The following is a 25,862-nucleotide window of genomic DNA, read 5'->3' as shown; positions in this document are numbered from 1 at the left end:
TCTATCCGGGCCATGGCCGTTGGGAAGGGGGGCAGGCACTTATATTTTTGTGGGCGAAGTCCCGTGCTGCCGGGCGAAATCATGCCCTATCAGCTTTACGAATCATTACAGACAACCGGGTGCTGTCTGACTATGTTGCAGGTACCGGGCAGGATGCATCGGGCATCGCAGCTCTCATAACAATAAAAGAGACGGACCCATGCAGAACTCGACCCAAGCGGCGAATGCCTGGCGCATTCTGTTCCTGCTGTTCCTCGCCAACCTGTTCAATTTCTTCGATCGCACGATTCCGGCGATCATCATCGAGCCAATCCGCATGGAATGGCACCTGAGCGACTTCCAGCTCGGCATCATCGGCACCGCCTTCACCATCGTCTACGCCATTGCCGGCTTGCCCCTCGGGCGCCTGGCCGATACCGGCTCGCGCAGCAAACTGATGGGCTGGGGCTTGTTCGCCTGGAGCGGGCTGACGGCGGTCAATGGCATGGTCGGCAGTTTCTGGACGTTTCTGTTGGTGCGCATGGGCATCGGCATTGGCGAAGCCAGCTATGCACCGGCGGCCAACTCGCTGATTGGCGACCTGTTTCCGGCGCACCGTCGCGCGCGGGCCATGGGCATTTTCATGCTGGGCCTGCCGTTGGGGCTGTTGCTGGCATTCTTTACCATCGGCTGGATGGTCAAGGCGTTCGACAGCTGGCGCGCACCGTTCTTTATTGCGGCGGTACCGGGCATGATCCTGGCGGTGTTCATGTTCTATATCAAGGAGCCCAAGCGCGGCGCCGCCGAAACCGTGCAGGTGTCCCAAGAACGCGTCGACCGCCCGATCCGCCGTGTGTTGGCGGTGCCGACCTTTCTGTGGCTGGTGCTGGCCGGGTTGTGCTTCAACTTTGCGACCTATGCCTGCAACTCGTTCCTGGTGCCGATGCTGCAGCGTTATTTCCTGATGCCGTTGCAGGAAGCCGCCGTCGCCACTGGCGTGATCGTCGGTTTGACCGGCCTGGTGGGCCTGACGTTGGGGGGCTGGGTCGCCGACAAGATCCATCAGCGGGTTGCCAATGGTCGGCTGTTGTTCGCCGCGTTCAGCCTGATTATCTCCACCGTGACCACCGCCTGGGCGTTGCACGCCGGGCGCATTGAGATTGGTGTGTTCGTGGCGCTGTTCAGCGTGGGCTGGTTGTTTGCCTATAACTTCTACACCTGCGTGTACACGGCGATTCAGGACGTGGTCGAACCGCGCCTGCGCGCCACGGCGATGGCGCTGTTTTTTGCCGGGTTGTACTTGTTGGGGGGTGGAATGGGGCCGATCGTGGTGGGCGGGCTCTCCGATCATTTTGCCCATTCGGCGATGTACGCAGCGGGGGCGGAGCAGATGACCGAAGCGTATAAAGCGGTGGGGTTGCATGACGCCATGTACCTGATCCCGGTGGCGCTGTTCTTGACCATGCTGTTTCTGTTCCAGGCGTCGCGCAGCTTTGTGCGCGATGCCAAGAAGATGAAGGAAGGATTGGGGGACGTGCAGGTGCCGGCTGCCGGGGTTCCCGCCTGAGATCGGGTTGACCCCTTCGCAGGCGAGCCAGCTCCCACATTGAACGGTTATCGACATGGCAACTCGGTCAAATGTGGGAGCTGGCTTGCTTGCGAAGAGGCCGGCACCCACAACACCGGGGCCGCGACAAACGAAAAAGGCCCGCATTGCGCGGGCCTTTTTTGTGCTTCAAACCACGATTAACCTGCTACCAGAACCCGAATCGCTTCCAGTCGCAGCGCCGCCTTATCCAGCATGGCCAGGCCTTGCTCGCGTTGGGTGCGCAGGGCCACCAGCTCGCTGTCGCGCACAGTCGGGTTGACCGCTTGCAAGGCGGTCAGGCGTGCCAGTTCTTCGTCGGTGTCCGCCGCCAGGCGACGCTTGGCCTCGGCCACGCGCTCGGCATGTTGCGGGGTGATCTTCTCTTCGCCCGCGTTGATCCGTGGCGTCAGCTGGTCGCGCTGGGCCTGGATGAACTTGTTGGCGCTGGCCCGTGGCACGCTTTCCAATTGGTCGTTGAGGGTCACGAAAGACACACGGCTCGACAGGTCGTTGCCATTGGCATCCAGCAGGCAGCGCAGGGCTGCCGGCGGCAGGTAACGGCCCAGTTGCAGCGAGCGCGGGGCAACCACTTCGCTGACGTAGAGCAGTTCCAGCAACACGGTGCCAGGCTTCAGCGCCTTGTTCTTGATCAGCGCCACGGCGGTGTTGCCCATGGAACCGGACAACACCAGGTCCATGCCGCCCTGCACCATCGGGTGTTCCCAGGTGATGAACTGCATGTCTTCACGGGACAGCGCCTGGTTACGGTCGTAGGTGATGGTCACACCTTCGTCGTCACCCAGGGGGAAACTGGCGTCGAGCATCTTTTCGCTGGGCTTGAGGATCAGCGCGTTTTCCGAATGGTCTTCGCTGTCGATGCCGAAGGCGTCGAACAGGGTTTCCATGTAGATCGGCAGGGCGAATTGGTCGTCTTGCTCAAGGATGTCTTCCACCAGTGCATCGCCTTCACCCGCGCCGCCGGAGTTGAGTTCCAGCAGGCGGTCGCGACCGGTGTGCAGTTCTTCTTCCAGGCGCTCACGCTCGGCGCGGGCCTCGTCGATCAAGGCTTGCCACTCGCCGTCATCGGCGTTTTCCAGCAGCGGCAGCAGGCGTGGGCCGAACTGATGCTGCAAGGCGTTGCCGGTCGGGCAGGTGTTGAGGAAGGCGTTGAGCGCTTCGTGGTACCACTGGAACAGGCGCTCTTGCGGGCTGGTTTCCAGGTACGGCACGTGCAGTTCGATCACGTGTTTCTGGCCGATCCGGTCCAGTCGGCCGATGCGCTGTTCCAGCAAATCGGGGTGGGACGGCAGGTCGAACAGCACCAGGTGGTGGGAGAACTGGAAGTTACGGCCTTCACTGCCGATTTCCGAACAGATCAGCACTTGGGCGCCAAACTCTTCATCGGCGAAGTAAGCGGCGGCGCGGTCACGCTCGAGGATGTTCATGCCCTCGTGGAACACCGTGGCCGGAATGCCGGAGCGCACGCGCAGGGCGTCTTCCAGGTCCATGGCGGTTTCGGCGTGGGCGCAGATCACCAGGACCTTGGTGCGCTTGAGCATTTTCAGCTGGTCGATCAGCCATTCGACGCGCGGGTCGAAGCGCCACCAGCGGTTTTCTTCTTCGATGTCCGGCTGCGACTGGAAGCTGACTTCCGGGTACAGTTCGGCGTGTTCGCCCAGCGGCAACTCGAGGTATTCGTCCGGGTTCGGCAGCGGGTAGGCGTGCAGTTTGCGCTCTGGGAAACCTTGCACAGCGGCACGGGTGTTGCGAAACAGCACGCGGCCCGTGCCGTGGCGGTCGAGCAGCTCGCGTACCAGGCGTGCGCTGGCTTCGGTGTCGCCATCGTTGACGGCGGTCAGCAGCGCTTCACCTTCGTTGCCGAGGAAACCCTGGATGGTCTTGTGCGCGGCAGGGGAGAGACGACCTTTGTCCAGCAGCTCCTGCACGGCTTCGGCGACCGGGCGATAGTTCTCGCTCTCGGCGCGGAAGGCTTGCAGGTCGTGGAAGCGATTCGGGTCGAGCAGGCGCAGACGCGCGAAGTGGCTGTCCTGGCCCAATTGCTCCGGGGTGGCGGTGAGCAGCAATACGCCAGGGATCACTTCGGCCAGTTGCTCGACCAGCGCGTATTCCGGGCTGACCTTGTCTTCATGCCATACCAGATGGTGAGCTTCATCGACCACCAACAGGTCCCAACCGGCGGCGAACAGCGCGTCCTGGGCCTTTTCGTCGTCCACCAGCCATTCCAGCGCAACCAGAGCCAGTTGGGTGTCTTCGAACGGGTTGGTGGCATCGCTTTCGATAAAGCGTTCTTCGTCGAACAGCGCAACCTGCAGGTTGAAGCGGCGGCGCATTTCCACCAGCCATTGGTGCTGCAGGTTTTCCGGGACCAGGATCAGCACGCGGTTGGCGCGGCCCGACAGCAGTTGGCGATGGATCACCAGGCCGGCTTCGATGGTCTTGCCCAAGCCCACTTCGTCAGCCAGCAATACCCGTGGCGCGATACGGTCAGCGACCTCACGGGCGATGTGCAACTGGTGCGCGATCGGTTGTGCACGCACGCCACCCAAGCCCCACAACGAGGACTGCAATTGGCGGCTGGTGTGTTCCAGGGTGTGGTAGCGCAGCGAGAACCAGGCCAGCGGGTCGATCTGCCCGGCGAACAGGCGGTCGCTGGCCAGGCGGAACTGGATGAAGTTCGAGAGTTGGGTTTCCGGCAGGGTGACCTGCTCGTTCTGCCCATTGAGGCCGTGGTACACCAGCAAGCCGTCGACATCGTCGACTTCCTGAACGGTCATTTTCCAGCCTTCGAAGTGGGTGATGCTGTCACCCGGCGAAAACCTCACGCGAGTGAGGGGCGCATTCCGTAGCGCATACTGGCGAGTGTCGCCAGTGGCCGGATAGAGCACGGTCAATAAGCGGCCGTCCTGTGCCAGAACGGTGCCTAACCCCAGCTCTGCTTCGCTGTCACTAATCCAGCGTTGCCCCGGTTGATACTGCTGCGCCATGCTGCCTGACTCCCGCCGTGAAAAAGCCGACTATCTTAACGGAACAAGCCCCCACGCCCAAGGACTCTGAGAAAAACTACTCCGTTGGCGCGGCGTATCGGAAGTCGAATCGACGGGTGGCGGGCACTTGACAGTGTCGACTGGGTCACAGGTTGGCGAGCCTGCGCTCAAGTCGCCCGGCAACCCGCCGACAGCCTGTTGATCAGGAGAATAATCACTATGCTGCCACCCATGCTGCCCGTCAGCGTTGTGCCGGTCACGTCACAACTCGATCCGGTGCGACAGAAGCCGGATATCCCGCCCGTGGTGCCAGTTCAACCCGGCTCCAACGAGAGCACCATCGACCTGAAAAAAGGCGACGCCGAGACGTCGACCTTTTTGCTGCGCGAAGAACAACGCCGCCAGCAGGAACAACAGAAACGCCGGCGTGAGGCCGATGAAGACCCGGAGCAGCACCTGGCCATTCCGGGGGATGTGCTCAATGCCGACAACACCGTGCCGGTGGTGCCGCTGATCGAAGATGCCCCGCGCCAGGGCTTGTGGGTGGACGTCGAGGTTTAGTCGCACAACTCGCGCAGGGCCGCGATCAACAACTCGATATCGTGCTCGGTGTTGAGCGGGCTGACCGAGACCCGCGCCACGCTTTCCAGGCCCCGCGCCTGCATATCCAGTGGCGTGTAGGCCACGCCGTTGGCGCCGATATTGATGCGCTTCAAGCCCAGTCGCCGTTTCAGTTCGAAGGCATCCCACCCCGCCAGGTTGAAGGCGATCAAGCCTGATTGATGGGTGCCCAGGTCATGCAGGGTAATACCCGCAATCCCACGCAATGCGTCGCGGATTTGCTCGGCGGTTTGCGACACCCTTTCCCAGACGCGCTCGATGCCCAGACGATTCATCTCTTGCAATGCGTTGCCCAGGCCAGCCAGTAAGGCGAAGGAGGTCTCGCTGGTTTCGAAGCGACGGGCGTCATTGCGCAGGTCAAACCCCCGGGCAGTCCATGGCGCTGAAAATACGTCACGCTGGGCCGGGTTCAACTGTTCAAGAAAATCCGGCCGCACATACAGCAGTGCGGTGCCCCGTGGGCCGCGCAGGTGTTTGCGTCCGGCCGACTTGAGCACGTCGCACTGCAACGCCTGCACATCCACGGGCACCTGGCCGACGGCTTGGCCGGCGTCGATGAAGTAGGGGATGGCATGACGTCTCGCCACTTCACCGATGGCCTGGGCGGGGTTGATCAGGCCGCCATTGGCCGGGAGCCAAGTGAGGTCGATCAGCTTGACGTGTGTATCGATCATCGATTCCAGCGCCAGCGGGCAGACCGCGCCGCTGTCATCGCAGGGGATGGTTTCCACTCGGGCACCGGCTTGTACAGCCAGCTCCATGCTGGCCAGATTGCCACCCCATTCATGGCGGCCCACCAGAATACGATCGCCCGCCTGCCAAGGCCCCAAGGCCTGAAACGCCAGGCTCCAGGCGGTCGAGCCACTGCTGGCAAACGCGATTGATGAAGCGGGGGCGTTGAGCAATTGCGCGGCGGCGCGACGGGCTTTTTCCACCAGCACGGCGCCATGTTCACCGGCTTCCATCGGGCCGTCCCGGGCTTCGCGTTGCAGGTGTTCGATGATCGCATCGAGGGTTGCCTGGCTGGGCAGGGAGGCGCCGGCAGGGTTGAAGTGCACGATGCCGGATTGGCAACCCGGCGTGTCATCTCGCAGGCGCTGGACTTCGAGCGGGCTCACGGACGCAGCTCGAAAATGGCATCAACCTCCACCGCCACGCCGGCCGGCAGGCTTGAAACACCCACGGCGGTGCGCACATGTCGGCCTTTTTCGCCCAGTGCGTTGACCAGTAGATTGGACGCGCCGTTGGCGACCACGCTTTGTTGTTTGAAATCAGCGCTGCTGGCGATAAACACACCCAGGCGCACGGTGCGTACCAGGCGTGACAAGTCATCACCCAAGGCATCGCTCAATTGGCCCAGCAGGCCCAGGGCTGCCAGTTCCGCCGCGTGTGCGCCTTCTTCATCGCTGACGGACTCGCCCAAGCGGCCGACGTAGGCTGGTTTGCCATCTACCAGCGGAATCTGCCCGGAGACGAACAGCTGGTTCTGGCTGATGACATGATTGACGTAGTTGGCAATCGGCTGGCTGGGGGTGGGCAGCGTGAGGCCCAAGGCTTGCACGCGTTGGCGGATGGAGTCGCTCATGATCAATCCTCTCTGTTCAGGAGGTTTCAGCATGTGCGTTGCCTGGGTGAGCGACAAACGGATAGATCTCACGCAACGTATCGAAATAACTCACCCGTCGGCGCAGACTTCCTTCAGCCACCGGCTGAAGCACGCGGCGGCTTCGTTGGTGCTGCCCTGGGGAGCGATGAGCCAATAGCCGATGTCGCTGTGATAGGGCGGCCAGTCGAAGGCCTCCACCAGGCTGCCGTCCTGCAGCCGGCGTTCGATCAGGCGATGCCGGCCCATCGCGATACCTTGGCCAGCCACGGCGGCTTCGACCACGATGTTGTAGTCGTGCAGCATCACGCGGGGGTGGTGGGCGAGGTCGACCTGGTAGTGCGCGGACCAGTCGGTCCACTCGAACGGCCGGTGCGAAGTGGCCATTAATAGTGGGCTGTCCTGCATGGCTTTGAATGTAGGGCTGCACACCGGGGAGATGACTTCCTGCATCAGTCGCGTGGCCTGGACATCAGGCCAATCTCCCTTGCCGTATCGGATGGCGAGGTCGACCTCGGCCGCAGCGACGTTGGCCAGTTGAATAGACGGCAACAACTCAACCTGGATATGCGGGTAACGGGTTAGAAACCCGGCCAGACGCGGCGCCAGCCACAGCGTGGCAAAGGAGGCCAACAAGCCGATGCGCAAGACAGTGGCGCGGGGGGCAACCCGTTGGGTGCGAGTGGCGGCAGCGATGGCATCGAGGGCAGGGCGGATTTCGTCGTAGTACTGTTGGCCGTCGGCGGTCAGATCGATCGCGCGGGTGCGTCGGATAAACAGTGGTTTGCCCAGGTGCTGCTCAAGTTTTTGCACCTGGTGGCTGAGGGCGCTCTGGGTCACCGACAACTCGCTGGCGGCCTTGATAAAACTCAGATGCCGCGCCACGGCTTCAAAGGCACGCAGTGCCAGCAACGGCGGAAGGTCCTTGTGCAGTGCCACCTGAGGGCGTCTCCGGGTTTGGGAAAGGCCTCGATTTTGTGCGATGCCTTGCCTTTTGTCGCCCGCTGATTTGCCGTTGGCCGCTTGAGCCCGCATTATTGGGCCATTCCCTCCACGACGTAAGCCAAGCCATGAGTGAAGACGACAAGCTGATCGACCTGAATGCCGAACGTGCCAAGCGCGTGCATGACCTCAATGACAAGCGCCTGAATGAAGTGCGCCAGGCATTCGAACAGGCAATGCCGCTCAGCAAAGTGAAGAAAAAACCGAAGAACAAACCAAAAAAGCGTTGAAACAGCCTGCATCTGCTGATGCAGGTCAGTTATTGCCCTTCTTTATGCCCCGTCGCGGGCAACATTGATCCCCGTCAATTTTCCAATCCGCGTTCTCCATTAACTTAGCCCTATCGCAACAGGGCAAGCACAGGAGGCCGGTCATGTTTATCGATAATGTGGTGTTTGCCGGAGTGCTGACTGTAAGCCTCATGGTGATGTTTTTTGTAGGATTTGGAATTTTTATCTGGAAAGACGCGAACAAGCGTAAAAAACCATAGGTCTTTCCAGATTACATGAGCACGCAAGGCATTTTGGGCGACTTCGGTCGCCCTTTTTTTTGCGTTCGAATTAACGCCATTTCCTGTAGGAGCCGGCTTCTGCAGAAGTACGAACATAAAAAAAGGTGCGATCCTCGCGGATCGCACCTTTTTTATGACAGGCAGGTTATCAACTACCCAGCGCTTTGGATGCCAACCAGAACAACCCGGCCGACAAGGCCACGGTGGCCGGAAGGGTCAGGACCCAGGCCATCAGGATGGTCTTCACCGTGCCACCTTGCAGACCGCTTTTATTCGCGACCATGGTGCCGGCCACGCCGGAAGACAGCACGTGGGTGGTGGAGACCGGCAGCGCAAAGATGTTGGCGAAGCCAATCATGGTCGCGGTGGTGATCTGCGCCGACATGCCCTGGGCATAGGTCATGCCTTGCTTGCCGATCTTCTCACCGATGGTCAGTACGACGCGCTTCCAGCCCACCATGGTGCCCAGGCCCAGGGCCAGTGCAACGGCGAGGATGACCCAGAACGGGGCGTACTCGGTGGTGGCGGTCAAGTCTTTGCGCAGCTTGTCGAGGTCGGACTTTTCACGTGCATCCAAGCCTGGCAGCTTGCCGACTTTTTTCGCGGTGTCATCCAGGCAGAGCAAATAGCGACGCACTTCAATACGCTGGTCAGAGGTCAGCGAATGATAGTCGGACACGCCTTTCAAGGTGTCGACCAGCGCGTTGATGGTGGGCTCGGTCTGTTGCGGGTTGCACTGGAACTTGCCCGGCAGATCATTTTTCACGCTTTTGCCCAGGGCCAGGAACTCACCGAGCGTGGCGTTATTGCGCTGGTAGAACTGGCTCAGATGCACGGTCGCATCGCGGGTACGTTCGATCTGGTATGTGGTGCTGCCCAGGTCGAGGACGAACTGCGCCGGTACGATACCGATCAGCACCAGCATGATCAGGCCGATGCCTTTCTGGCCGTCGTTGGAACCGTGTACGAAACTCACGGCCATGGCGGAAATCACCAGTACCAAGCGGTTCCAGAACGGCGGGTGTTTCTTGTCGTCGAGCTTGCGGCGCTGGTCCGGGGTCTTGTGCATCTTCGACAGCGGACGCCACCACTTCAGGCCGATCAGCACCAGGGCTGCGACCAGGAAGCCGGCCATTGGCGAGAACACCAGCGAGGCGCCGATATCCACGGCTTTCTGCCAGTTCACACCGTCAGCCAGGGGAATATCGTTGATCAGGGCATTGGCCAGGCCGACACCGAGGATCGAACCGATCAGGGTGTGGGAGCTGGAAGCCGGGATACCGAAGTACCAGGTGCCCAGGTTCCAGGTGATCGCCGCCGCCAATAAAGAGAAGACCATCGCCAAGCCATGGCCGGTGTTCACATTGATCAGCAACTCCACCGGCAGCAAGTGCACGATGGCGTAGGCGACGCCGACACCACCGAGCAACACGCCGAGGAAGTTGAACACCCCGGAGAAGAACACGGCCAAGTGCGGCGGCATGGCTTTGGTATAGATGACTGTGGCCACCGCGTTAGCGGTGTCATGAAAGCCATTGATGAACTCGAAGGCGAGGACAAAGGCCAGGGCGAGCAACAGGCTCACGAGAACCCAAGCATCCAGTCCGCTGAATAAATCGATCATGAAGGTTTTCTGACCCGGTCGTAAGGGGGCGCGATTATGCCAGAAAACCTCAGTAATCGATGCACTAGCTGCTCATCGGTAACAATCTTCACCGAAAAAAACACCGTGAAAGGCGTGCATCCCAGGGTTTTCGGGGCTTTGGCAAGTCTTTGATTTATAAAGCGCAGAGGCCTCAGGGCGGGGTTTTGTCACAAAAACGTCACGCCTGAAACATTTGTATGAAATTTTACCGGTGGTGGTGGGATTCAAGGTTGCCGGCTGCTGGCTATGTGCCGGCAGCCGAGGCAGAACCTTGTGGCTCAGACCGGATCGCTTATGGCTCTTCGGTTTTCAGCTCTTGTTCAATCTTTTGGATTTCCTGGGCAAATGCCTGGTCGAGCAGGCTGGCTCGCTTGCGCCAGGGTTTGCGTTCAGGCTCAGGCTGGGCGGCGTAGGTGGTGACTTCCCCGCCGTAAACGTCCTTGTAACGTTGCTCCTGGCGCTCAAGTTCCGCGCGCAGTTCATCTTTCGTCACATTGCTACCTAATTGAGTTGAGTGTTAATACGTTGCAGCTTTATGCCGGCATGCGTCCTCGCGTGTTCCAAGTTGAAACGTTCAAGTTTGGAATAAGCACACGCGGCCACTTGTTTAGTGGGGGCATTCAAGGCATGTAGTTTCGACCATGCACAGCGGGTGCATCATCTGGCGTGGTCCCGACCTGATAAACAAACCAGGTGAACCTGCGCATAGCGCACATTATAGCGGCGCGTTCGAATAACACTATCAGCTTAAAGTTAAAAACCGTCAACTTTGTGTGAGCGTTTTGTTACACCGTCGCGCGGGTAATTGCGTGAATTCTGGCGTCATAAATTCTACCCAACTTAACAGGTTAATAAGCACCGTTTGCTTTTACCCAATCCTGCGGGCTGGCCTACGGCGCGAACCGGAAAATTGCGATAATCGAATGATCGTCCGATAATCGCACAATGTTGTCAGCGCTGCCTTGTGCATCCCGGCTGACGCGGCTTGTAATAGCAGCCGAACCTCCCTTGCGGTCGACAATAAGAGAAAGGATCCCGATATGAACGATCAATTGCGCAACTCTTTCGCGTCAGTAGCGCCGCCGATCGTTGCCTCTCCGGCCAAGCGTATCCAGGCATTTACCGGTGATCCGGACTTCATGACGTCCCTGGCCCGCGGCTTGGCCGTGGTGCAGGCATTCCAGGAACGCAAGCGCCACCTCACCATCGCCCAGATCAGCCACCGCACGGAAATCCCCCGCGCCGCCGTGCGACGTTGCCTGCATACCCTGATCAAGCTCGGCTACGCCACTACCGACGGGCGGACCTATTCGCTGCTGCCCAAAGTCCTGACCCTCGGCCATGCCTATTTGTCTTCCACGCCGTTGGCCGTGTCGGCCCAGCCCTATCTGGACCGCATGAGCGAGCAGCTCCACGAAGCCTGCAACATGGCCACCCTCGAAGGCGACGACATTCTGTACATTGCCCGTTCGGCCACTACCCAGCGCCTGATTTCCGTAGACCTGTCGGTGGGTGGGCGCCTGCCGGCCTATTGCACGTCCATGGGACGCATCCTGCTTGCCGCGCTGGACGACGCCTCGCTGCAGGATTACCTCGACCATGCCGACCTGCAAACCAAGACCAGCCGCACCCTGACCACACCCGCGGCGCTGTTCGAATGCCTGCAACAAGTGCGTCAGCAGGGCTGGTGCATCGTCGACCAGGAGTTGGAGCAAGGCCTGCGATCCATCGCGGTGCCGGTGTATGACGCATCGGGTCAGGTGCTGGCCGCGCTGAACGTCAGCACCCATGCCGGACGCGTCAGCCGCAGTGAGCTGGAACAGCGCTTCCTGCCGAACATGCTCAGCGCCAGCCGTGAGTTGAGCGCGCAACTGTTCGCCTAAGCTGTTCGGTCACCGCACAGATCCCGGTTTGCTCAATTGACGGTGTTTCCCCCGGCTTATTAATGTGCGGCAGCGCTGTTCAAGCGCACCAATAATAATGACGACCCCAGGTCGTCAGCCCGCCATCGGTGTGGAAATAAAAACAATGAATCAGCCTTCTGTCGGTACCCCGTTGGACGTTCAGTCCTTCATCAACGCTCAGCCACTGTCACGTTATCAGTGGCGCGTGGTGATCCTGTGTTTCCTGATTGTGTTCCTCGATGGCCTCGACACCGCCGCCATGGGCTTTATCGCGCCGGCGCTGTCTCAGGACTGGGGCATCGACCGCGCCAGCCTCGGCCCGGTGATGAGTGCCGCGTTGATCGGCATGGTGTTTGGTGCCCTGGGTTCCGGACCATTGGCCGACCGCTTCGGCCGTAAAGTGGTGCTGGTGGGCGCGGTACTGGTGTTTGGCGCGTTCAGCTTGGCGTCCGCCTACAGCAGCAACGTCGATCAGTTGTTGGTGCTGCGTTTTCTCACTGGACTGGGGCTGGGCGCCGGCATGCCGAATGCCACGACGCTGCTGTCCGAATACACGCCGGAACGCCACAAGTCGCTGTTGGTGACCAGTATGTTCTGCGGCTTCAACCTGGGCATGGCCGGTGGCGGGTTTATCTCGGCCAAGTTGATCCCGGCGTTTGGCTGGCATGCCTTGTTGCTGATCGGCGGCATCCTGCCATTGATCCTGGTGGTGGTGCTGATGCTGTGGCTACCGGAGTCGGCACGCTACCTGGTGGTACGCAATCGCGGCACCGACAAGGTGCGCAAAACCCTGTCTCCCATTGATCCCGTTATCGTCGGCCAAGCCACCAGCTTCAGCGTACCCGAGCAAAAAACCGTCAAGGCACGCAACGTGTTTGCGGTGATCTTCTCCGGCACCTACAGCGCCGGTACGTTGCTGCTGTGGCTCACCTACTTCATGGGCTTGGTGATCGTCTATCTGCTCACCAGTTGGTTGCCGACCCTGATGCGTGACAGCGGGGCCAGCCTGGAACAGGCCGCATTCATCGGCGCCTTGTTCCAGTTTGGTGGCGTGCTGAGTGCGGTGGGCGTGGGCTGGGCGATGGACAGGTTCAATCCGCACAAGGTCATCGGCAGCTTCTACCTGCTGGCCGGGGTGTTTGCCTACGCGGTAGGCCAGAGCCTGGGCAATATCACCCTACTGGCAACCCTGGTGCTGATTGCCGGGATGTGCGTCAACGGTGCCCAGTCGGCAATGCCTTCATTGGCTGCACGTTTCTATCCGACCCAGGGCCGCGCCACGGGCGTGTCGTGGATGCTTGGCATCGGTCGCTTCGGCGCGATTCTCGGCGCCTGGATGGGGGCGACCTTACTGGGCCTGGGCTGGAACTTCGAACAAGTGCTAACGGCGTTGGTGATCCCCGCTGCGTTGGCAACCGCCGCTGTCGTCATCAAAGGCATGGTCAGCCACGCCGACGCTACCTGAGGATACCGCTGCCCCTGTGGGAGCTGGCTGGCCGGCGATGCTGTTGCAGGCAAGCTAGCTCCCACATTTACCGCGTTCCTCCAGATGATTAGCCAGGCAACAATCCGTTCGATAATCGAACGCTGAGTCGATTATCGGATTGTTTGGCCCATTTCCCCGGCTTAATCTTCAAGCACTTCGGCGCCACCTCAGCGCCTTTTTCGATCCATACCGGGAGCCCGAACCCCATGGCTGAAATCCTCGCGCTGCGTGACGCGGTGAAGCAATTTGTGAACGACGGCGACACCGTCGCACTGGAAGGCTTCACCCATCTGATCCCTACGGCAGCGGGTCATGAAATCATTCGTCAGGGCAAGAAAGACCTGACGCTGGTGCGTATGACGCCTGACCTGATCTACGACCAGTTGATCGGTGCCGGCTGCGCCCGCAAGCTGATTTTCTCCTGGGGCGGAAACCCTGGCGTGGGCTCCCTGCATCGCCTGCGGGACGCGGTCGAGAAGCAATGGCCGCAACCGCTGGAAATCGAAGAACACAGCCATGCCGACCTGGCCAATGCCTACGTCGCCGGTGCCTCGGGCCTGCCGTTCGCGGTACTGCGCGCCTACGCCGGCTCCGACTTGCCCAAGGTCAACCCGCTGATCAAGACCGTCACCTGCCCGTTCACGGGCGAAGTGCTGGCGGCGGTGCCGTCGGTGCGTCCGGATGTCACCGTAATCCACGCACAAAAGGCCGACCGCAAGGGCAATGTGTTGCTGTGGGGCATTCTCGGTGTGCAGAAAGAAGCGGCCCTGGCCGCCAAGCGCTGCATCGTCACCGTTGAAGAAATTGTCGATGACCTGAATGCGCCGATGAACAGCTGCGTGCTGCCGACCTGGGCGCTGACCGCGGTGTGCCATGTGCCGGGTGGCGCGCATCCGTCCTACGCCCATGGCTACAACGAGCGTGATAACCGCTTCTACCAGGCGTGGGACCCGATCGCCCGCGACCGTGGGACTTTCACCGCCTGGATCAACGAATACATCCACGGCACTGCCGACTTCACCGAATTCCAGGCCAAGCTGGCCACCGCGCAGGAGGCCAAATAATGGCTTACTCGACCAATGAAATGATGACCGTCGCTGCTGCGCGCCGCCTCAAGAACGGTTCCGTGTGCTTTGTCGGCATCGGCCTGCCGTCCAAGGCGGCCAACTTGGCGCGCCTGACCTCGTCGCCAGACGTGGTGTTGATCTACGAGTCTGGCCCGATTGGCGCCAAGCCGTCGGTACTGCCACTGTCCATCGGTGATGGCGAGCTGGCGGAAACCGCCGACACCGTCGTACCGACCGGTGAGATCTTTCGCTATTGGCTGCAAGGCGGGCGCATCGACGTGGGCTTTCTCGGCGCGGCCCAGGTCGATCGTTTCGGCAACATCAACACTACCGTGGTCGGTGACTATCATCAGCCTAAAGTACGCCTGCCGGGTGCCGGTGGCGCGCCGGAAATCGCCGGTTCGGCCAAGAGCGTGCTGATCATCCTCAAGCAGTCGGCGCGTTCGTTTGTCGACAAGCTCGACTTCATCACCTCGGTCGGCCATGGCGAAGGCGGCGATTCGCGCAAACGCCTGGGTCTGCCAGGGGCGGGGCCTGTAGGGATCATTACCGACCTGTGCATCATGGAGCCGGAAGCGGGCACCCATGAATTTGTGGTCACCGCGTTGCACCCTGGCGTGACCCGTGAGCAAGTGGTGGCCGCCACCGGTTGGGCGATTCGTTTTGCCGACCAGGTCGACACCACCGCCGAACCGACAGACGTAGAGCTGACCGCCCTGCGTGACCTTGAAGCACGCACCGCGGCCGCCCATGGCCAAGCGCCGGGAGAAGCCTGATGCGCGATGTATTTATCTGTGATGCCATCCGCACTCCCATCGGTCGTTTCGGCGGTGGCCTGTCCACCGTGCGTGCCGATGACCTGGCTGCGTTGCCGATCAAGGCGCTGATTGAGCGCAATCCTTCGGTGGATTGGACGGCAGTCGACGAGGTTTTCCTCGGCTGCGCCAACCAGGCCGGTGAAGACAACCGCAACGTGGCGCGCATGGCGCTGTTGCTGGCGGGCCTGCCGGAAAGCATTCCCGGCGTGACCCTCAACCGCTTGTGCGCCTCGGGCATGGACGCGATCGGTACCGCCTTCCGCGCCATCGCCAGCGGCGAAATGGAGCTGGCGATTGCCGGTGGCGTCGAGTCGATGTCCCGCGCGCCGTTCGTGATGGGCAAGGCCGACGCAGCGTTTTCGCGCACTATGAAGCTGGAGGACACCACCATCGGCTGGCGTTTTATCAACCCGTTGATGAAGGCGCAGTACGGCGTGGATGCCATGCCGCAGACCGCCGATAATGTCGCCGACGATTACCACGTGTCCCGCGCCGACCAGGACGCCTTTGCCCTGCGCAGCCAGCAACGCACCGCAGCGGCCCAGGCCGCTGGCTTTTTCGCCGAAGAAATTGTGCCGGTACGGGTCGCCCATAAAAAAGGCGAAACCGTCGTCGAACAGGATGAACACCCGCGCGCGGACACCACCCTGGAAGCCCTGACCAAGCTCAAACCGGTCAATGGCCCCGACAAGACCGTCACCGCCGGCAATGCCTCGGGCGTGAACGACGGTGCGGCGGCGCTGATCCTGGCCTCCGCCGAAGCCGTCAAGAAACACGGCCTGACCGCCCGCGCCCGTGTATTGGGCATGGCCAGCGCCGGTGTCGCACCGCGAGTGATGGGCATCGGCCCGGTGCCGGCCGTGCGCAAGCTGGTCGAGCGCCTCGGCCTGGCGGTCACCGATTTTGACGTCATCGAACTCAACGAAGCCTTCGCCAGCCAAGGCCTGGCCGTGCTGCGTGAACTGGGCATCGCTGACGACGCACCCCAGGTCAACCCGAACGGCGGCGCCATCGCCCTCGGCCACCCGCTGGGCATGAGCGGCGCGCGTCTGGTGCTGACAGCCCTGCACCAACTCGAAAAAACCGGCGGCAGCAAAGGCCTGGCGACCATGTGCGTGGGCGTCGGCCAAGGCTTGGCCCTGGCGATTGAACGCATCTAATAAGAGAGGACTGCACCATGAGTGACAAGCCTGGATACCGGCGCCCGCAAGCGGGCACTCAACCTGATTACCTGCACCCGGCCTACCAGTCGACGAACCTGCGTTCGCCGTCCCAGCCGTTGGTGTTCCTGCCCCATTCCTTGTCGGAAATCACCGGCCCGACCATCGGCGCCGAGCGTGTCAACGCCAAGGACAACGACCTCACTGCCCAGCATGACGGCGAGCCTCAAGGCGAACGCATCATCATTCATGGCCGCGTACTGGACGAAAACGGTTTGCCGGTGCCGGGCATTCTGGTGGAAATCTGGCAGGCCAACGCTGCCGGCCGCTACAACCACAAGCGCGACCTGCACGACGCGCCGCTGGACCCGAACTTCACCGGCACCGGTCGCACCGTCACCGACGCCGATGGCTGGTACCAGTTCCAGACCATCAAGCCCGGCGCCTACCCGTGGGGAAACCACCACAACGCGTGGCGCCCGGCGCATATCCACTTTTCGCTGTTCGGCCCGAGTGTGCTGACGCGACTGGTCACACAGATGTACTTCCCCGGCGACCCGCTGCTGGAATACGACCCGATCTACAACTGCGTTCCGGACACCTCGGCCAAGGAACGCTTGATCGCTCGTTTCGACCTGGAAAAAACCATTCCTTCCTATGCCCTCGGCTACCGCTGGGACATCGTCCTGCGCGGCCGCGACGCCACGCCGATGGAGAAATGAGATGACACTCAACGCGACCACGTCCCACACCGTCGGGCCGTACTACCACATCGGCCTGACCTGGCTGAACCGCGAAGACCTGACCGTGAGCGCCACCCTCGGCGAACGCGTGGCGATCAGCGGGCAAGTGGTGGATGGCAACGGTGATGTCGTCAATGACGCCATGCTCGAAGTCTGGCAGGCCAATGCCGCCGGCAAATATGACCATCCGGAAGACGAGCAGGACAAAGCCGTCGATCCTAACTTCGAAGGTTTCGGCCGGGTGCCGGTGGACGCCGAAGGGCGGTTTCGCTTTACCACCATCAAGCCGGGTGCCGTGCCGGGCTTGAAGGGCACTACCCAGGCGCCGCACCTGGTGGTGCTGGTGTTTGCCCGGGGTTTGGTGAAACACCTGCTGACGCGGATTTATTTCGAGGGCGAGGCGCTGAACGGTGATGACCCGTTGCTGGCATGTGTGCCAGCCGAGCGTCGCAGTACCTTGATTGCCCAGCAGGATGCGGCGGGGGTGTATCAGTGGAATGTGATTTTGCAGGGGACAGAGAAGGAAACGGTGTTCTTCGATTATTGAGTTGACCTTAGGGCCCTATCGGAGGAAAGCCCACCGATAGGGCTCTACCAGGCAACACATATCCAAAAGTCCGCTTGCATGACATGGTTGTTGCAAAGTATGTCTAGGCTATAACCGTTCCCACTGAGTGAAAAAACATGACAACAACAACGAGCCACTACACCGGAGAAGAACGCAGCAAACGGATTTTTGCGATCGTAGGGGCATCCTCCGGCAACCTCGTCGAATGGTTCGACTTCTACGTCTATGCCTTCTGCGCCATTTACTTTGCGCCGGCGTTCTTCCCGTCGGACGACCCCACGGTCCAACTGCTCAACACCGCCGGCGTGTTCGCCGCCGGCTTCCTGATGCGCCCGATCGGCGGCTGGCTGTTTGGCCGGGTGGCCGACAAGCACGGGCGCAAGAACTCGATGATGATCTCGGTGCTGATGATGTGCGCCGGTTCCCTGGTGATCGCCTTCCTGCCCACCTACAAAGACATCGGCGCCTGGGCCCCGGCGTTGCTGTTGGTGGCGCGGCTGTTCCAGGGCTTGTCGGTGGGTGGCGAATACGGCACCACCGCGACCTACATGAGTGAAGTCGCACTCAAGGGCCAGCGCGGCTTCTTCGCCTCGTTCCAGTACGTAACCCTGATCGGCGGGCAACTGCTGGCGGTTTTGGTGGTGGTGATCTTGCAACAGATCCTCACCGAAGAAGAATTGCGCGCCTGGGGCTGGCGGATTCCGTTCGTGATCGGCGCCATTGCGGCGGTGATCTCCCTGCTGCTGCGTCGCACCCTCAAGGAAACCACCAGCAAGGAAACCCGCCAGGACAAGGACGCCGGCAGCGTGGCTGCGTTGTTCCGCAACCACAAGGCGGCGTTTATCACGGTGCTCGGCTACACCGCCGGCGGCTCGCTGATTTTCTACACCTTTACCACGTACATGCAGAAATACCTGGTGAACACGGCCGGCATGCACGCCAAGACCGCCAGCTACATCATGACCGGCGCGCTGTTTGTGTACATGTGCATGCAGCCGCTGTTTGGCATGCTCTCGGACAAGATCGGCCGTCGTAACTCGATGCTCTGGTTCGGCGCCCTCGGCACCCTGTGCACGGTGCCGATTCTGCTGACCTTGAAAACCGTCACCAACCCATTCCTGGCCTTTGTGTTGATCTCCCTGGCCCTGGCCATTGTGAGTTTCTACACCTCCATCAGCGGCTTGGTGAAAGCGGAAATGTTCCCGCCTCACGTGCGTGCCCTGGGGGTAGGCCTGGCCTACGCGGTGGCCAACGCGATCTTCGGTGGTTCGGCGGAATACGTGGCCCTGGGCCTCAAATCCATGGGCATGGAAAACACCTTCTACTGGTACGTCACCGGCATGATGGCGGTGGCCTTCCTGTTCAGCTTGCGTCTGCCGAAACAGGCGGAGTACTTGCACCACGATCTATAAGGGACGCGTTATGACTTTGCGCACGAGCAATCAATTGTTCGACGCTTACTTCACGGCGGGCAGCATGGCCGAGGTGTTCTGCGACCAGGGACGCTTGCAGGGCATGCTGGATGTTGAAGCGGGCTTGGCCCGGGCCCAGGCCCAGGTCGGGGTGATTCCCCAGGCCGCCGTCGCACCGATTGCCCAGGCGTGCCTGGCCTCGTTGTACGACGTGGATGCCCTCGGCGCGGCGATTGCCACCGCGGGTAATTCGGCGATTCCGCTGGTGAAGGCGTTGGGCAAGTTGATTGCCAGTGAAGATGCCGGGGCTGAGCGCTACGTGCATCTGGGGGCGACCAGCCAGGATGTGATGGACACCGGCCTGGTGCTGCAACTGCGGCGGGCGGTGGAGTTGATCGAGGCGGATTTGGTGCACCTGGGGGATAGGCTTGCCGCCCAGGCCCAGCGATATGCCGACGTGCCTTTGGCCGGGCGTACCTGGTTGCAGCATGCAACGCCGGTCACCCTGGGGATGAAAATCGCCGGCTGGCTGGGCGCGGTTACCCGCAACCGCCAGCGCCTGACGGCGCTGAAACCGCGCTTGCTGGTGCTGCAATTCGGCGGCGCATCCGGAACCCTGGCAGCGCTTGGTGAGCAGGCCATGCCGGTGGCCGAAGCGCTGGCGGCTGAGTTGCAACTGAGCTTGCCCGAGCAACCCTGGCACACCCAACGGGATCGCTTGGTAGAGTTCGCCAGCGTGCTCGGCCTGATCGCCGGCAGCCTGGGCAAATTGGGCCGTGATATCAGTTTGTTGATGCAGACCGAAGCTGCCGAGGTGTTCGAGCCGTCGGCTCCGGGCAAGGGCGGCTCGTCCACCATGCCGCACAAGCGCAACCCGGTGGGTGCGGCCGTGCTGATCAGCGCCGCTACCCGAGTGCCGGGCCTGGTCTCGACGATGTTCAGCGCCATGCCCCAAGAGCACGAACGCAGCCTGGGCCTGTGGCATGCGGAATGGGAAACCCTGCCGGAGATCTGCCGTTTGGTGTCCGGCGCTTTACATCAGGCGTTGCTGGTGAGCGAAGGCCTGGAAGTCGATCCGCAGCGCATGGCGCAAAACCTCGACCTGACCCACGGCCTGGTACTGGCCGAGGCCGTCAGCATCGTGCTTGCCCAGCGCCTCGGTCGCGAAACCGCCCACCATCTGCTGGAGCAGTGCTGCAAGCGTGCCGTCGCAGAGGGGCGTCACCTGCGTGCGGTCCTGGCGGACGAGCCGCAAGTCACCGCCGAACTGTCCGCGATTGAGCTGGACCGTTTGCTTGATCCTGCCCACTACCTGGGCCAGGCCCACACCTGGGTCACCCGCGCCGTAGCCGAACACTTTGCTTGAGGAGACCACCGTGGCATTTGTACAACTCGCCGAGGGCGAACTGCATTACCAATTGGACGGGCCTGAGGGTGCGCCAGTACTGGTGCTCTCCAACTCGCTGGGCACCGACCTGCACATGTGGGACCTCCAGATCCCGGCCTTCACCCAGCATTTTCGCGTGCTGCGTTTCGATACCCGTGGCCATGGCAAATCCCTGGTTACCCCAGGCCCCTACAGCATTGAGCAACTCGGTCAGGATGTGATCGCGCTGCTGGACGCACTGGATATCCAACGCGCGCATTTTTGCGGGCTGTCCATGGGCGGCCTGATTGGCCAATGGCTTGGTATCAATGCCGGGCAGCGTTTGCAGCGCCTGGTGGTGTGCAACACCGCCGCCAAGATCGGCACGCCCGACGTGTGGAACCCGCGCATTGAAATGGTGCTGCGTGATGGCGCAGCGGCGATGGTAGCGCTGCGCGATGCATCGATTGCACGCTGGTTCACCGCGGACTTTGCGGCCGCCAACCCGTACCAGGCCAAGCAGATCACCGACATGCTGGCGGCCACGTCGCCCGAAGGTTATGCGGCCAATTGTGCAGCGGTACGTGACGCGGATTTCCGCGAGCAACTGGCTTCGATCACAGTACCGACCCTGGTCATTGCCGGCACTGAAGATGCCGTCACACCGCCTGCGGGCAGCCACTTTATCCAGAACCATGTACAGGGCGCCGAGTACGCCGAGTTCTATGCGGCGCACTTGTCCAATGTGCAGGCCGGTGCGGCATTCAGCGACTGCGTCATTGAATTCTTGTTGGGCCACTGAGGAGCTTTTCGTGGACGAGAAACAACGTTATGCCGAGGGCCTGCAGGTGCGCCGCGAAGTGCTGGGCGACGCCCATGTCGACCGCAGCCTCAATGCTCTGACCGAATTCAACAGCGAGTTCCAGGAAATGATCACCCGCCATGCCTGGGGTGACATCTGGACCCGTCCCGGTCTGCCCCGGCACACCCGTAGCCTGATCACCATCGCGATGCTGATCGGCATGAACCGCAGTGAAGAACTCAAGCTGCACCTGCGCGCCGCCGCGAGCAATGGCGTCACCCGCGCCGAGATCAAGGAAGTGCTGATGCAGAGCGCGATCTACTGCGGGATCCCGGCAGCGAACGCGACGTTTCACCTGGCGGAATCGGTGTGGGATGAGCTGGGCGTCGAGTCGCGCCAGGCTGACTGAGTTGAAATACGGTCAAAACGTGGGAGCGGGCTTGCTCGCGAAAGCGGTGGTTCAGTTAATACCTGTGCTGACTGACACATCGCATTCGCGAGCAAGCCTGCTCCCACCGCTAGTCTTTACCGGGTTTTAAACATCAGTGGGAGTCGGCGTCCCACACCCAATTCCACACGCCAGGCAGATGCACCTCTTCACTCACATCCTTGACCGTACGCGCCAGCGCCGCGCGCTGAAGCTGGGCCGTGTCGGTGTAGAAGGGCTCCGCGGACGTCTTCAGGCCGTTGATCCGGGCGCTGTCCAGCAGGATCTGCAGGTACTCCTGCATATGCCGCGCGGTGTAGCGGTTGATGTCGTGGAAGGTCACCACCACCGGTATCACACCGTCCACCGTCGGCAACTCACCCAACGCAATGCGCTCGCGCACTACCGACAACTGTCGATACAGATTGGCGCGCCTGCGCGGGCTGCCGTTGAAGCCCCAGATCTTGCCGTCATTGGCACTTAAATCCGTGAGCAGCACGTGCATGCCATGGCGCTGATAGGCGGCGAAGGTGCGGCGGTCGTAATTCCAGAACGGCGGGCGCACCAGCACCGGCAGGCTGCCGGTGATCGCGGCAATATCGGCCGCGCCTCGGGTGAGGGTGCTTTCCAGTTCCGCGTCGTTCAGCCAGCGGTGGTTGGTGTGAAACCCCGTGGCGGTGTGGAAGGCCAGGATGTGACCGGCCGCATACTCGCGCTCCATGGTCTTGCGACCCCGTGAGCTGCCGCCGGAGCGAGCCGCTTCGGTCTGCAGGAAGAACACCGCCTTGATCTGCGGCAGGACCGGGTTCTGCGCCAGGTCGGCTATCACCGACCGGCTCGGGTTGTTGTAGCCCGACGCACTCGGGCCGTCATCGAAGGTCAGCAGGAAGCGGATCGGCGCCTGGGTTTGCAGGCGCTGTTCGGTCTCTGGCGTCAGGGCGATGGGCGAGCCAATGCAACCGCTGAGGCTCAAGGCCAGGGTCAGCATGGCGGATGCGATGGCGAAGGATTTCATGGTGTGCGCGGGCTCGAATGGAAGGCCGCTGCGGGGTGGATCAGCAGCGGCAGGCGCGCACCATACAGCAAGATGGGCGGTGGGAGGTTACAGGCTGACAAACGAGCATCGCTAGGGGTCAGCCCACGTATTGTGTGCGCAGTGGCTTGCCCATCTCTTCAAGCAAGGCGTTTTCAGTGAAGGGTTTGGGGTTGGGGGTGGTCGCGGGCGTGGTGGGCAGCCCTACGGCCTGACGTTCGCTGTTGGGGACATCGTGTTGCTCGCCCTCGAATGTTTCAGTGGTCGAGCCCGATAAAGCCGTGCCGTTACCAGCGTTATAGGCATGAACCATTTCGTGATAGAGCGTCGTGATCGGTGAGTACGTGCTGGCACCCAGTACGTTCAGGGCGGAACGGTTGTAGATGATTTCAGCCCGGTCAGCCCGAGACCCCGGCACACCGTCGACCATAAACCCCCACTTGGGGTCGTCCCCCACCACGGGGGGCCGTTCGTATTGCAGCAATGCCTTAAGTTCCTGACTGCCATAAACGTAGCCGCTACCCACGTCGACCCGATCCTCCACAAGCATCACCGGTGCGCCGTTACGTAGGGCGATCGCATTCATCTCGGCCAGCATCTGTTTGCCCTGGGGGGAACTGCGCAGCAAGGCCAGATCGTCTTCGACCCTTTGAATAAAATCGGCAGAGCCCTTGATGCGAAAACCTACAAGCGACGACTGGTCGGTTGTGACGGTGGTCAACACCGAGCCGTTGAGGCGCTTGATCGTATCGCCCGCTTGAGCGTAGATCCGGTCGCCAGGGCGATTGGCAATCACCCTGTCGCAGCCACTGCCGGTGTAGAACGTGCTGCGATCGTGGCCGATCAAGCGATCGTCACCGGGCCCTCCATGCAACACGGTATGACCGTTGCCCGCGTACAGTAAATCCTTACCGTTACCGCCATCCAGGTAGCTGGTTTTGCTTTTTGCACCCGCACCGGCGTAGAGGCGGTCATTGCCGTTGTTGCCGTACATCACGTTGTCGCCCGTACCGCCGATGAGTGTGTCGTCACCGTCGTTACCTTCGGCATAGCCAAGGCCGCTACCCAGGCGCAGCACATCGTCGCCTTTACCACCGAACAGGCGGGTGTAGCCCGCGCCGGCCTGCACACGGTCATTGCCGTCGCCAGCCTCCACGATGACGGGTTGCGTCACGTTGGCGTCGATGCGGATGTTGTCGTTACCGCCGTGGGTCTTGAGATGAAAGGTGAGTGCTTTACCGTCTTTATCCTGACTGTCAAAACGATATAACTGGCCGTTGATCCGAACATCCAGTTGGCCGGAGTACGTCTGGCTGATATGGACCCGGTCGGCCTTGTCGCCGGTTTCAAGGATCAGACTGTTGTTCAGGCTGAAGGAGTTGTCTTGCTCCCACACCGACTGGCCGCTGGCTTTTAAATTGCCGTCATCCAGAAAGGGGTGTCGGTGAGCTTGGACCGGGTTGTCGGGCGTGAGTACCGGGCGGGGGCGTAATACAAGGCCATAGTGGCTATTGTTGAAGGCTGTAGGGCGCGCAGTCGTCGAACTGTGCGCCCCGGCAGGCAGGTTGGGTTGAGCGTGTGCAATACGGTTTGAAACGTCCATGTGTAATCCCTATAGGGGGCCTGGTATTGACCCTGTCTCCTGGAATTGTCCTGACGCTTCAGATGGTTCCTCCAGAAATGTAATTCGGTCTTACAGCAGGCTGATCGGGTAACTGACGATCAACCGGTTTTCATCGAACTCATTGTTGCTGTAGTCACGGCGCATGCTGGAATTACGCAGGCGCACCGTCAGGTTTTTCAGGCTGCCACTTTGCACGGTGTAGCCCAGTTCGCTTTCGCGGCCCCATTCCTTGCCGTCTGTGACGGTGCCGGTGTGCACGTTGGTGCCGCTGATGTAGCGGTTCATCAGGGTCAGGCCCGGCACACCGAGGGCGGCGAAGTTGTAGTCGTGGCGTACTTGCCAGGATTTCTCCTGGGCGTTGTCGTAGCTGGCGTTGTAGCTGTCGTTGGCCAGGGTGCCGCCGCTGGTTCCGTTAACGCGCATCCAGGCGCTGTTGCCGGTGAGTTTCTGCAGGCCGAGGTAGAAGGTGTTGCCGCCGTACTTGGCGGAGAACAGGCCCGACCAGGTCTTGTTGTCCAGCTCGCCGGCGCGGGCGCTGCCGTCGTCCTTGCCGTAGAAAAAACCGAGGTTGGCGCCCAGGGTCCAGTTGCCCAGCGGTTGGCTGTGGATCAGGTTGATGAACTGCTGGCTGTAGATGTCTTTGAGCTGGGCATTCCACAGGCCGATCTGGGTGCGCTTGTCGTTGAACGCGTACTCGGCGCCCTGGAAGTTGAAACGATCGGAGGTGAACGCGGTTTTACCGAACATCGACAGGTCGTTCATGCTGCTGTCGTCCCGCGGGCTGTTGGCACGAAACTGGCCGCCGTAGAGGGTCAGGCCATCGATTTCTTTGGAGGTGATCTGGCCGCCGCGCAGGGTTTGCGGCAGGGAGCGGCCGTCGTCTGAGCGCAGGATCGGCAGCACCGGCATCCACTCGCCGACCTTCACTTCCGTCTTGGAAATGCGCGCCTTGAACGCCACGCCCAGGCGCCCGAATTCATCCGCAGGGCGGCCATCATGATCCAACGGCAGCAGTTGGGTGCCCCCGGTGCCGCGTCCGCCATCGAGCTTCAACGAATACAACCCCAGCACATCCACGCCGAAACCTACAGTGCCCTGGGTAAAGCCGGACTTGGCGTCGAGGATGAAGCTCTGGGTCCACTCCTGCGCACCCCCCTGGGCCTTGGTGGGGTTGGTGTAATTGCGGTTGAAGAAGAAATTGCGCAGGTTGAGGTTGGCGCTGGCGTCTTCGAGAAAACCGTGTTCTTCGGCGACGACGGGCAGGGCGAGACTGGCGACAGCGGTTGCCAGCAGCAGCCGGCGCGGGTGGAAAGTGCTCATGGCGAAAGGACCTGTTGTTATTGGGTTTATGCAGGTGGCGGCCATGGTGCGGGGCGGTGCGGGGGCGAGGAAAGTGGGGAAGGGCGGGTTGTGGGCGATGATCGAACGCAAGTTATCAGGGCAAAAGTGAGGCATAAAAAAACCGCTTCCGGTGAGGGAAGCGGTTTTTTTTGCAGCG

The 25,862-nt window shown here is 61.3% G+C and carries 24 protein-coding genes; 15 read left to right on the top strand and 9 right to left on the bottom strand.

Annotation, left to right across the window (positions count from 1 at the left end):
• The first annotated feature begins 199 nt into the window (after nucleotides 1-199).
• On the top strand, nucleotides 200-1,546 hold the full coding sequence (locus tag AB4O08_RS05820; protein WP_021492383.1) for a spinster family MFS transporter: 1,347 nt from the start codon (nucleotides 200-202) through the stop codon (nucleotides 1,544-1,546).
• Nucleotides 1,547-1,725: 179 nt separating this feature from the next.
• Here the strand turns inward: AB4O08_RS05820 and rapA are convergent, their stop codons facing one another.
• Nucleotides 1,726-4,572 carry an RNA polymerase-associated protein RapA gene (gene rapA, locus AB4O08_RS05815; RefSeq protein WP_010212351.1) on the bottom strand — a complete coding sequence of 949 codons (2,847 nt, stop codon included), beginning with the start codon at nucleotides 4,570-4,572 and terminating at the stop codon, nucleotides 1,726-1,728.
• 219 nt (nucleotides 4,573-4,791) lie between these two features.
• Between rapA and AB4O08_RS05810 the strand changes: the two genes are divergently transcribed.
• Nucleotides 4,792-5,133, top strand: coding sequence for a hypothetical protein (locus AB4O08_RS05810; RefSeq protein WP_010212350.1), 342 nt, complete (start codon nucleotides 4,792-4,794; stop codon nucleotides 5,131-5,133).
• On the opposite strand, the gene AB4O08_RS05805 is transcribed toward AB4O08_RS05810, so the two are convergent.
• From AB4O08_RS05805 to AB4O08_RS05795, 3 genes are all read right to left on the bottom strand, one after another.
• Nucleotides 5,130-6,311, bottom strand: coding sequence for an aminotransferase class V-fold PLP-dependent enzyme (locus AB4O08_RS05805; protein WP_042570686.1), 1,182 nt, complete (start codon nucleotides 6,309-6,311; stop codon nucleotides 5,130-5,132). The two genes, AB4O08_RS05810 and AB4O08_RS05805, sit on opposite strands and share 4 nt — an antisense overlap.
• Nucleotides 6,308-6,778, bottom strand: a complete 471-nt coding sequence (locus AB4O08_RS05800) for a RidA family protein (protein WP_010212347.1) — start codon at nucleotides 6,776-6,778, stop codon at nucleotides 6,308-6,310. Before AB4O08_RS05800 ends, AB4O08_RS05805 begins: the two co-directional genes overlap by 4 nt.
• A 90-nt stretch (nucleotides 6,779-6,868) precedes the next feature.
• On the bottom strand, nucleotides 6,869-7,735 hold the full coding sequence (locus AB4O08_RS05795) for a LysR substrate-binding domain-containing protein (protein WP_010212345.1): 867 nt from the start codon (nucleotides 7,733-7,735) through the stop codon (nucleotides 6,869-6,871).
• Nucleotides 7,736-7,866: 131 nt separating this feature from the next.
• On the opposite strand from AB4O08_RS05795, the gene AB4O08_RS05790 reads away from it, so the two are divergent.
• Nucleotides 7,867-8,028, top strand: a complete 162-nt coding sequence (locus AB4O08_RS05790) for a hypothetical protein (protein WP_010212343.1) — start codon at nucleotides 7,867-7,869, stop codon at nucleotides 8,026-8,028.
• A 143-nt stretch (nucleotides 8,029-8,171) separates the two neighbouring features.
• Nucleotides 8,172-8,288 carry a cytochrome c oxidase subunit CcoM gene (ccoM, locus tag AB4O08_RS05785; RefSeq protein ID WP_010212341.1) on the top strand — a complete coding sequence of 39 codons (117 nt, stop codon included), beginning with the start codon at nucleotides 8,172-8,174 and terminating at the stop codon, nucleotides 8,286-8,288.
• A 169-nt stretch (nucleotides 8,289-8,457) separates the two neighbouring features.
• Here the strand turns inward: ccoM and AB4O08_RS05780 are convergent, their stop codons facing one another.
• Nucleotides 8,458-9,933, bottom strand: a complete 1,476-nt coding sequence (locus AB4O08_RS05780) for an inorganic phosphate transporter (protein WP_010212339.1) — start codon at nucleotides 9,931-9,933, stop codon at nucleotides 8,458-8,460.
• Nucleotides 9,934-10,246: 313 nt separating this feature from the next.
• Nucleotides 10,247-10,447: a hypothetical protein gene (locus AB4O08_RS05775; protein WP_003189295.1), complete on the bottom strand. Its 201-nt coding sequence runs from the start codon at nucleotides 10,445-10,447 to the stop codon at nucleotides 10,247-10,249.
• Between the two features lie 547 nt (nucleotides 10,448-10,994).
• Here AB4O08_RS05775 and pcaR point away from each other — a divergent pair.
• The 11 genes from pcaR to pcaC all read left to right on the top strand — a co-directional run bounded on the left by pcaR (nucleotide 10,995) and on the right by pcaC (nucleotide 21,689).
• Nucleotides 10,995-11,837 (top strand): pca regulon transcriptional regulator PcaR, encoded by an 843-nt coding sequence (gene pcaR / locus AB4O08_RS05770; RefSeq protein ID WP_010212335.1) that lies wholly within the window; start codon nucleotides 10,995-10,997, stop codon nucleotides 11,835-11,837.
• Nucleotides 11,838-11,982: 145 nt separating this feature from the next.
• Nucleotides 11,983-13,323, top strand: a complete 1,341-nt coding sequence (locus AB4O08_RS05765; RefSeq protein ID WP_010212334.1) for a 4-hydroxybenzoate transporter PcaK — start codon at nucleotides 11,983-11,985, stop codon at nucleotides 13,321-13,323.
• Nucleotides 13,324-13,550: 227 nt separating this feature from the next.
• Nucleotides 13,551-14,408: a CoA transferase subunit A gene (locus AB4O08_RS05760; protein WP_010212331.1), complete on the top strand. Its 858-nt coding sequence runs from the start codon at nucleotides 13,551-13,553 to the stop codon at nucleotides 14,406-14,408.
• Nucleotides 14,405-15,187 carry a CoA-transferase subunit beta gene (locus AB4O08_RS05755; protein ID WP_175439627.1) on the top strand — a complete coding sequence of 261 codons (783 nt, stop codon included), beginning with the start codon at nucleotides 14,405-14,407 and terminating at the stop codon, nucleotides 15,185-15,187. The genes AB4O08_RS05760 and AB4O08_RS05755 overlap by 4 nt, the downstream gene beginning before the upstream one ends.
• Nucleotides 15,184-16,389 (top strand): 3-oxoadipyl-CoA thiolase, encoded by a 1,206-nt coding sequence (pcaF, locus tag AB4O08_RS05750; RefSeq protein ID WP_175439626.1) that lies wholly within the window; start codon nucleotides 15,184-15,186, stop codon nucleotides 16,387-16,389. Before AB4O08_RS05755 ends, pcaF begins: the two co-directional genes overlap by 4 nt.
• Nucleotides 16,390-16,406: 17 nt before the next feature.
• Complete coding sequence (gene pcaH, locus AB4O08_RS05745) at nucleotides 16,407-17,111, top strand: protocatechuate 3,4-dioxygenase subunit beta (protein ID WP_010212326.1); 705 nt, start codon at nucleotides 16,407-16,409, stop codon at nucleotides 17,109-17,111.
• Nucleotide 17,112: 1 nt separating this feature from the next.
• Entirely contained in the window at nucleotides 17,113-17,679 is a 567-nt protein-coding gene (pcaG, locus tag AB4O08_RS05740; protein ID WP_021492379.1) for a protocatechuate 3,4-dioxygenase subunit alpha, read from the top strand.
• 137 nt (nucleotides 17,680-17,816) lie between these two features.
• Nucleotides 17,817-19,112 (top strand): MFS family transporter, encoded by a 1,296-nt coding sequence (locus AB4O08_RS05735; RefSeq protein WP_010212323.1) that lies wholly within the window; start codon nucleotides 17,817-17,819, stop codon nucleotides 19,110-19,112.
• Nucleotides 19,113-19,122: 10 nt separating this feature from the next.
• Nucleotides 19,123-20,478 (top strand): 3-carboxy-cis,cis-muconate cycloisomerase, encoded by a 1,356-nt coding sequence (locus tag AB4O08_RS05730; protein WP_042570688.1) that lies wholly within the window; start codon nucleotides 19,123-19,125, stop codon nucleotides 20,476-20,478.
• Nucleotides 20,479-20,488: 10 nt separating this feature from the next.
• Nucleotides 20,489-21,280 (top strand): 3-oxoadipate enol-lactonase, encoded by a 792-nt coding sequence (gene pcaD, locus AB4O08_RS05725; protein WP_137206105.1) that lies wholly within the window; start codon nucleotides 20,489-20,491, stop codon nucleotides 21,278-21,280.
• 10 nt (nucleotides 21,281-21,290) lie between these two features.
• Nucleotides 21,291-21,689: a 4-carboxymuconolactone decarboxylase gene (gene pcaC / locus AB4O08_RS05720; RefSeq protein WP_010212318.1), complete on the top strand. Its 399-nt coding sequence runs from the start codon at nucleotides 21,291-21,293 to the stop codon at nucleotides 21,687-21,689.
• A 133-nt stretch (nucleotides 21,690-21,822) separates the two neighbouring features.
• On the opposite strand, the gene AB4O08_RS05715 is transcribed toward pcaC, so the two are convergent.
• The 3 genes from AB4O08_RS05715 to AB4O08_RS05705 all read right to left on the bottom strand — a co-directional run bounded on the left by AB4O08_RS05715 (nucleotide 21,823) and on the right by AB4O08_RS05705 (nucleotide 25,684).
• The gene (locus AB4O08_RS05715; protein ID WP_021492377.1) at nucleotides 21,823-22,722 is read right to left on the bottom strand and encodes a polysaccharide deacetylase family protein; all 900 of its coding nucleotides are present in this window, start codon (nucleotides 22,720-22,722) and stop codon (nucleotides 21,823-21,825) included.
• A gap of 118 nt (nucleotides 22,723-22,840) precedes the next feature.
• Nucleotides 22,841-24,343, bottom strand: a complete 1,503-nt coding sequence (locus AB4O08_RS05710) for a M91 family zinc metallopeptidase (RefSeq protein ID WP_256454756.1) — start codon at nucleotides 24,341-24,343, stop codon at nucleotides 22,841-22,843.
• 90 nt (nucleotides 24,344-24,433) lie between these two features.
• Entirely contained in the window at nucleotides 24,434-25,684 is a 1,251-nt protein-coding gene (locus AB4O08_RS05705) for an OprD family porin (protein WP_047541414.1), read from the bottom strand.
• Between the last annotated feature and the right edge of the window lie 178 nt (nucleotides 25,685-25,862).

It is taken from the genome of Pseudomonas sp. H3_E07, from assembly GCF_054668895.1.
Note: the sequence above shows the minus strand (reverse complement) of the source record. Positions and strands in the feature narration are given on the sequence as shown.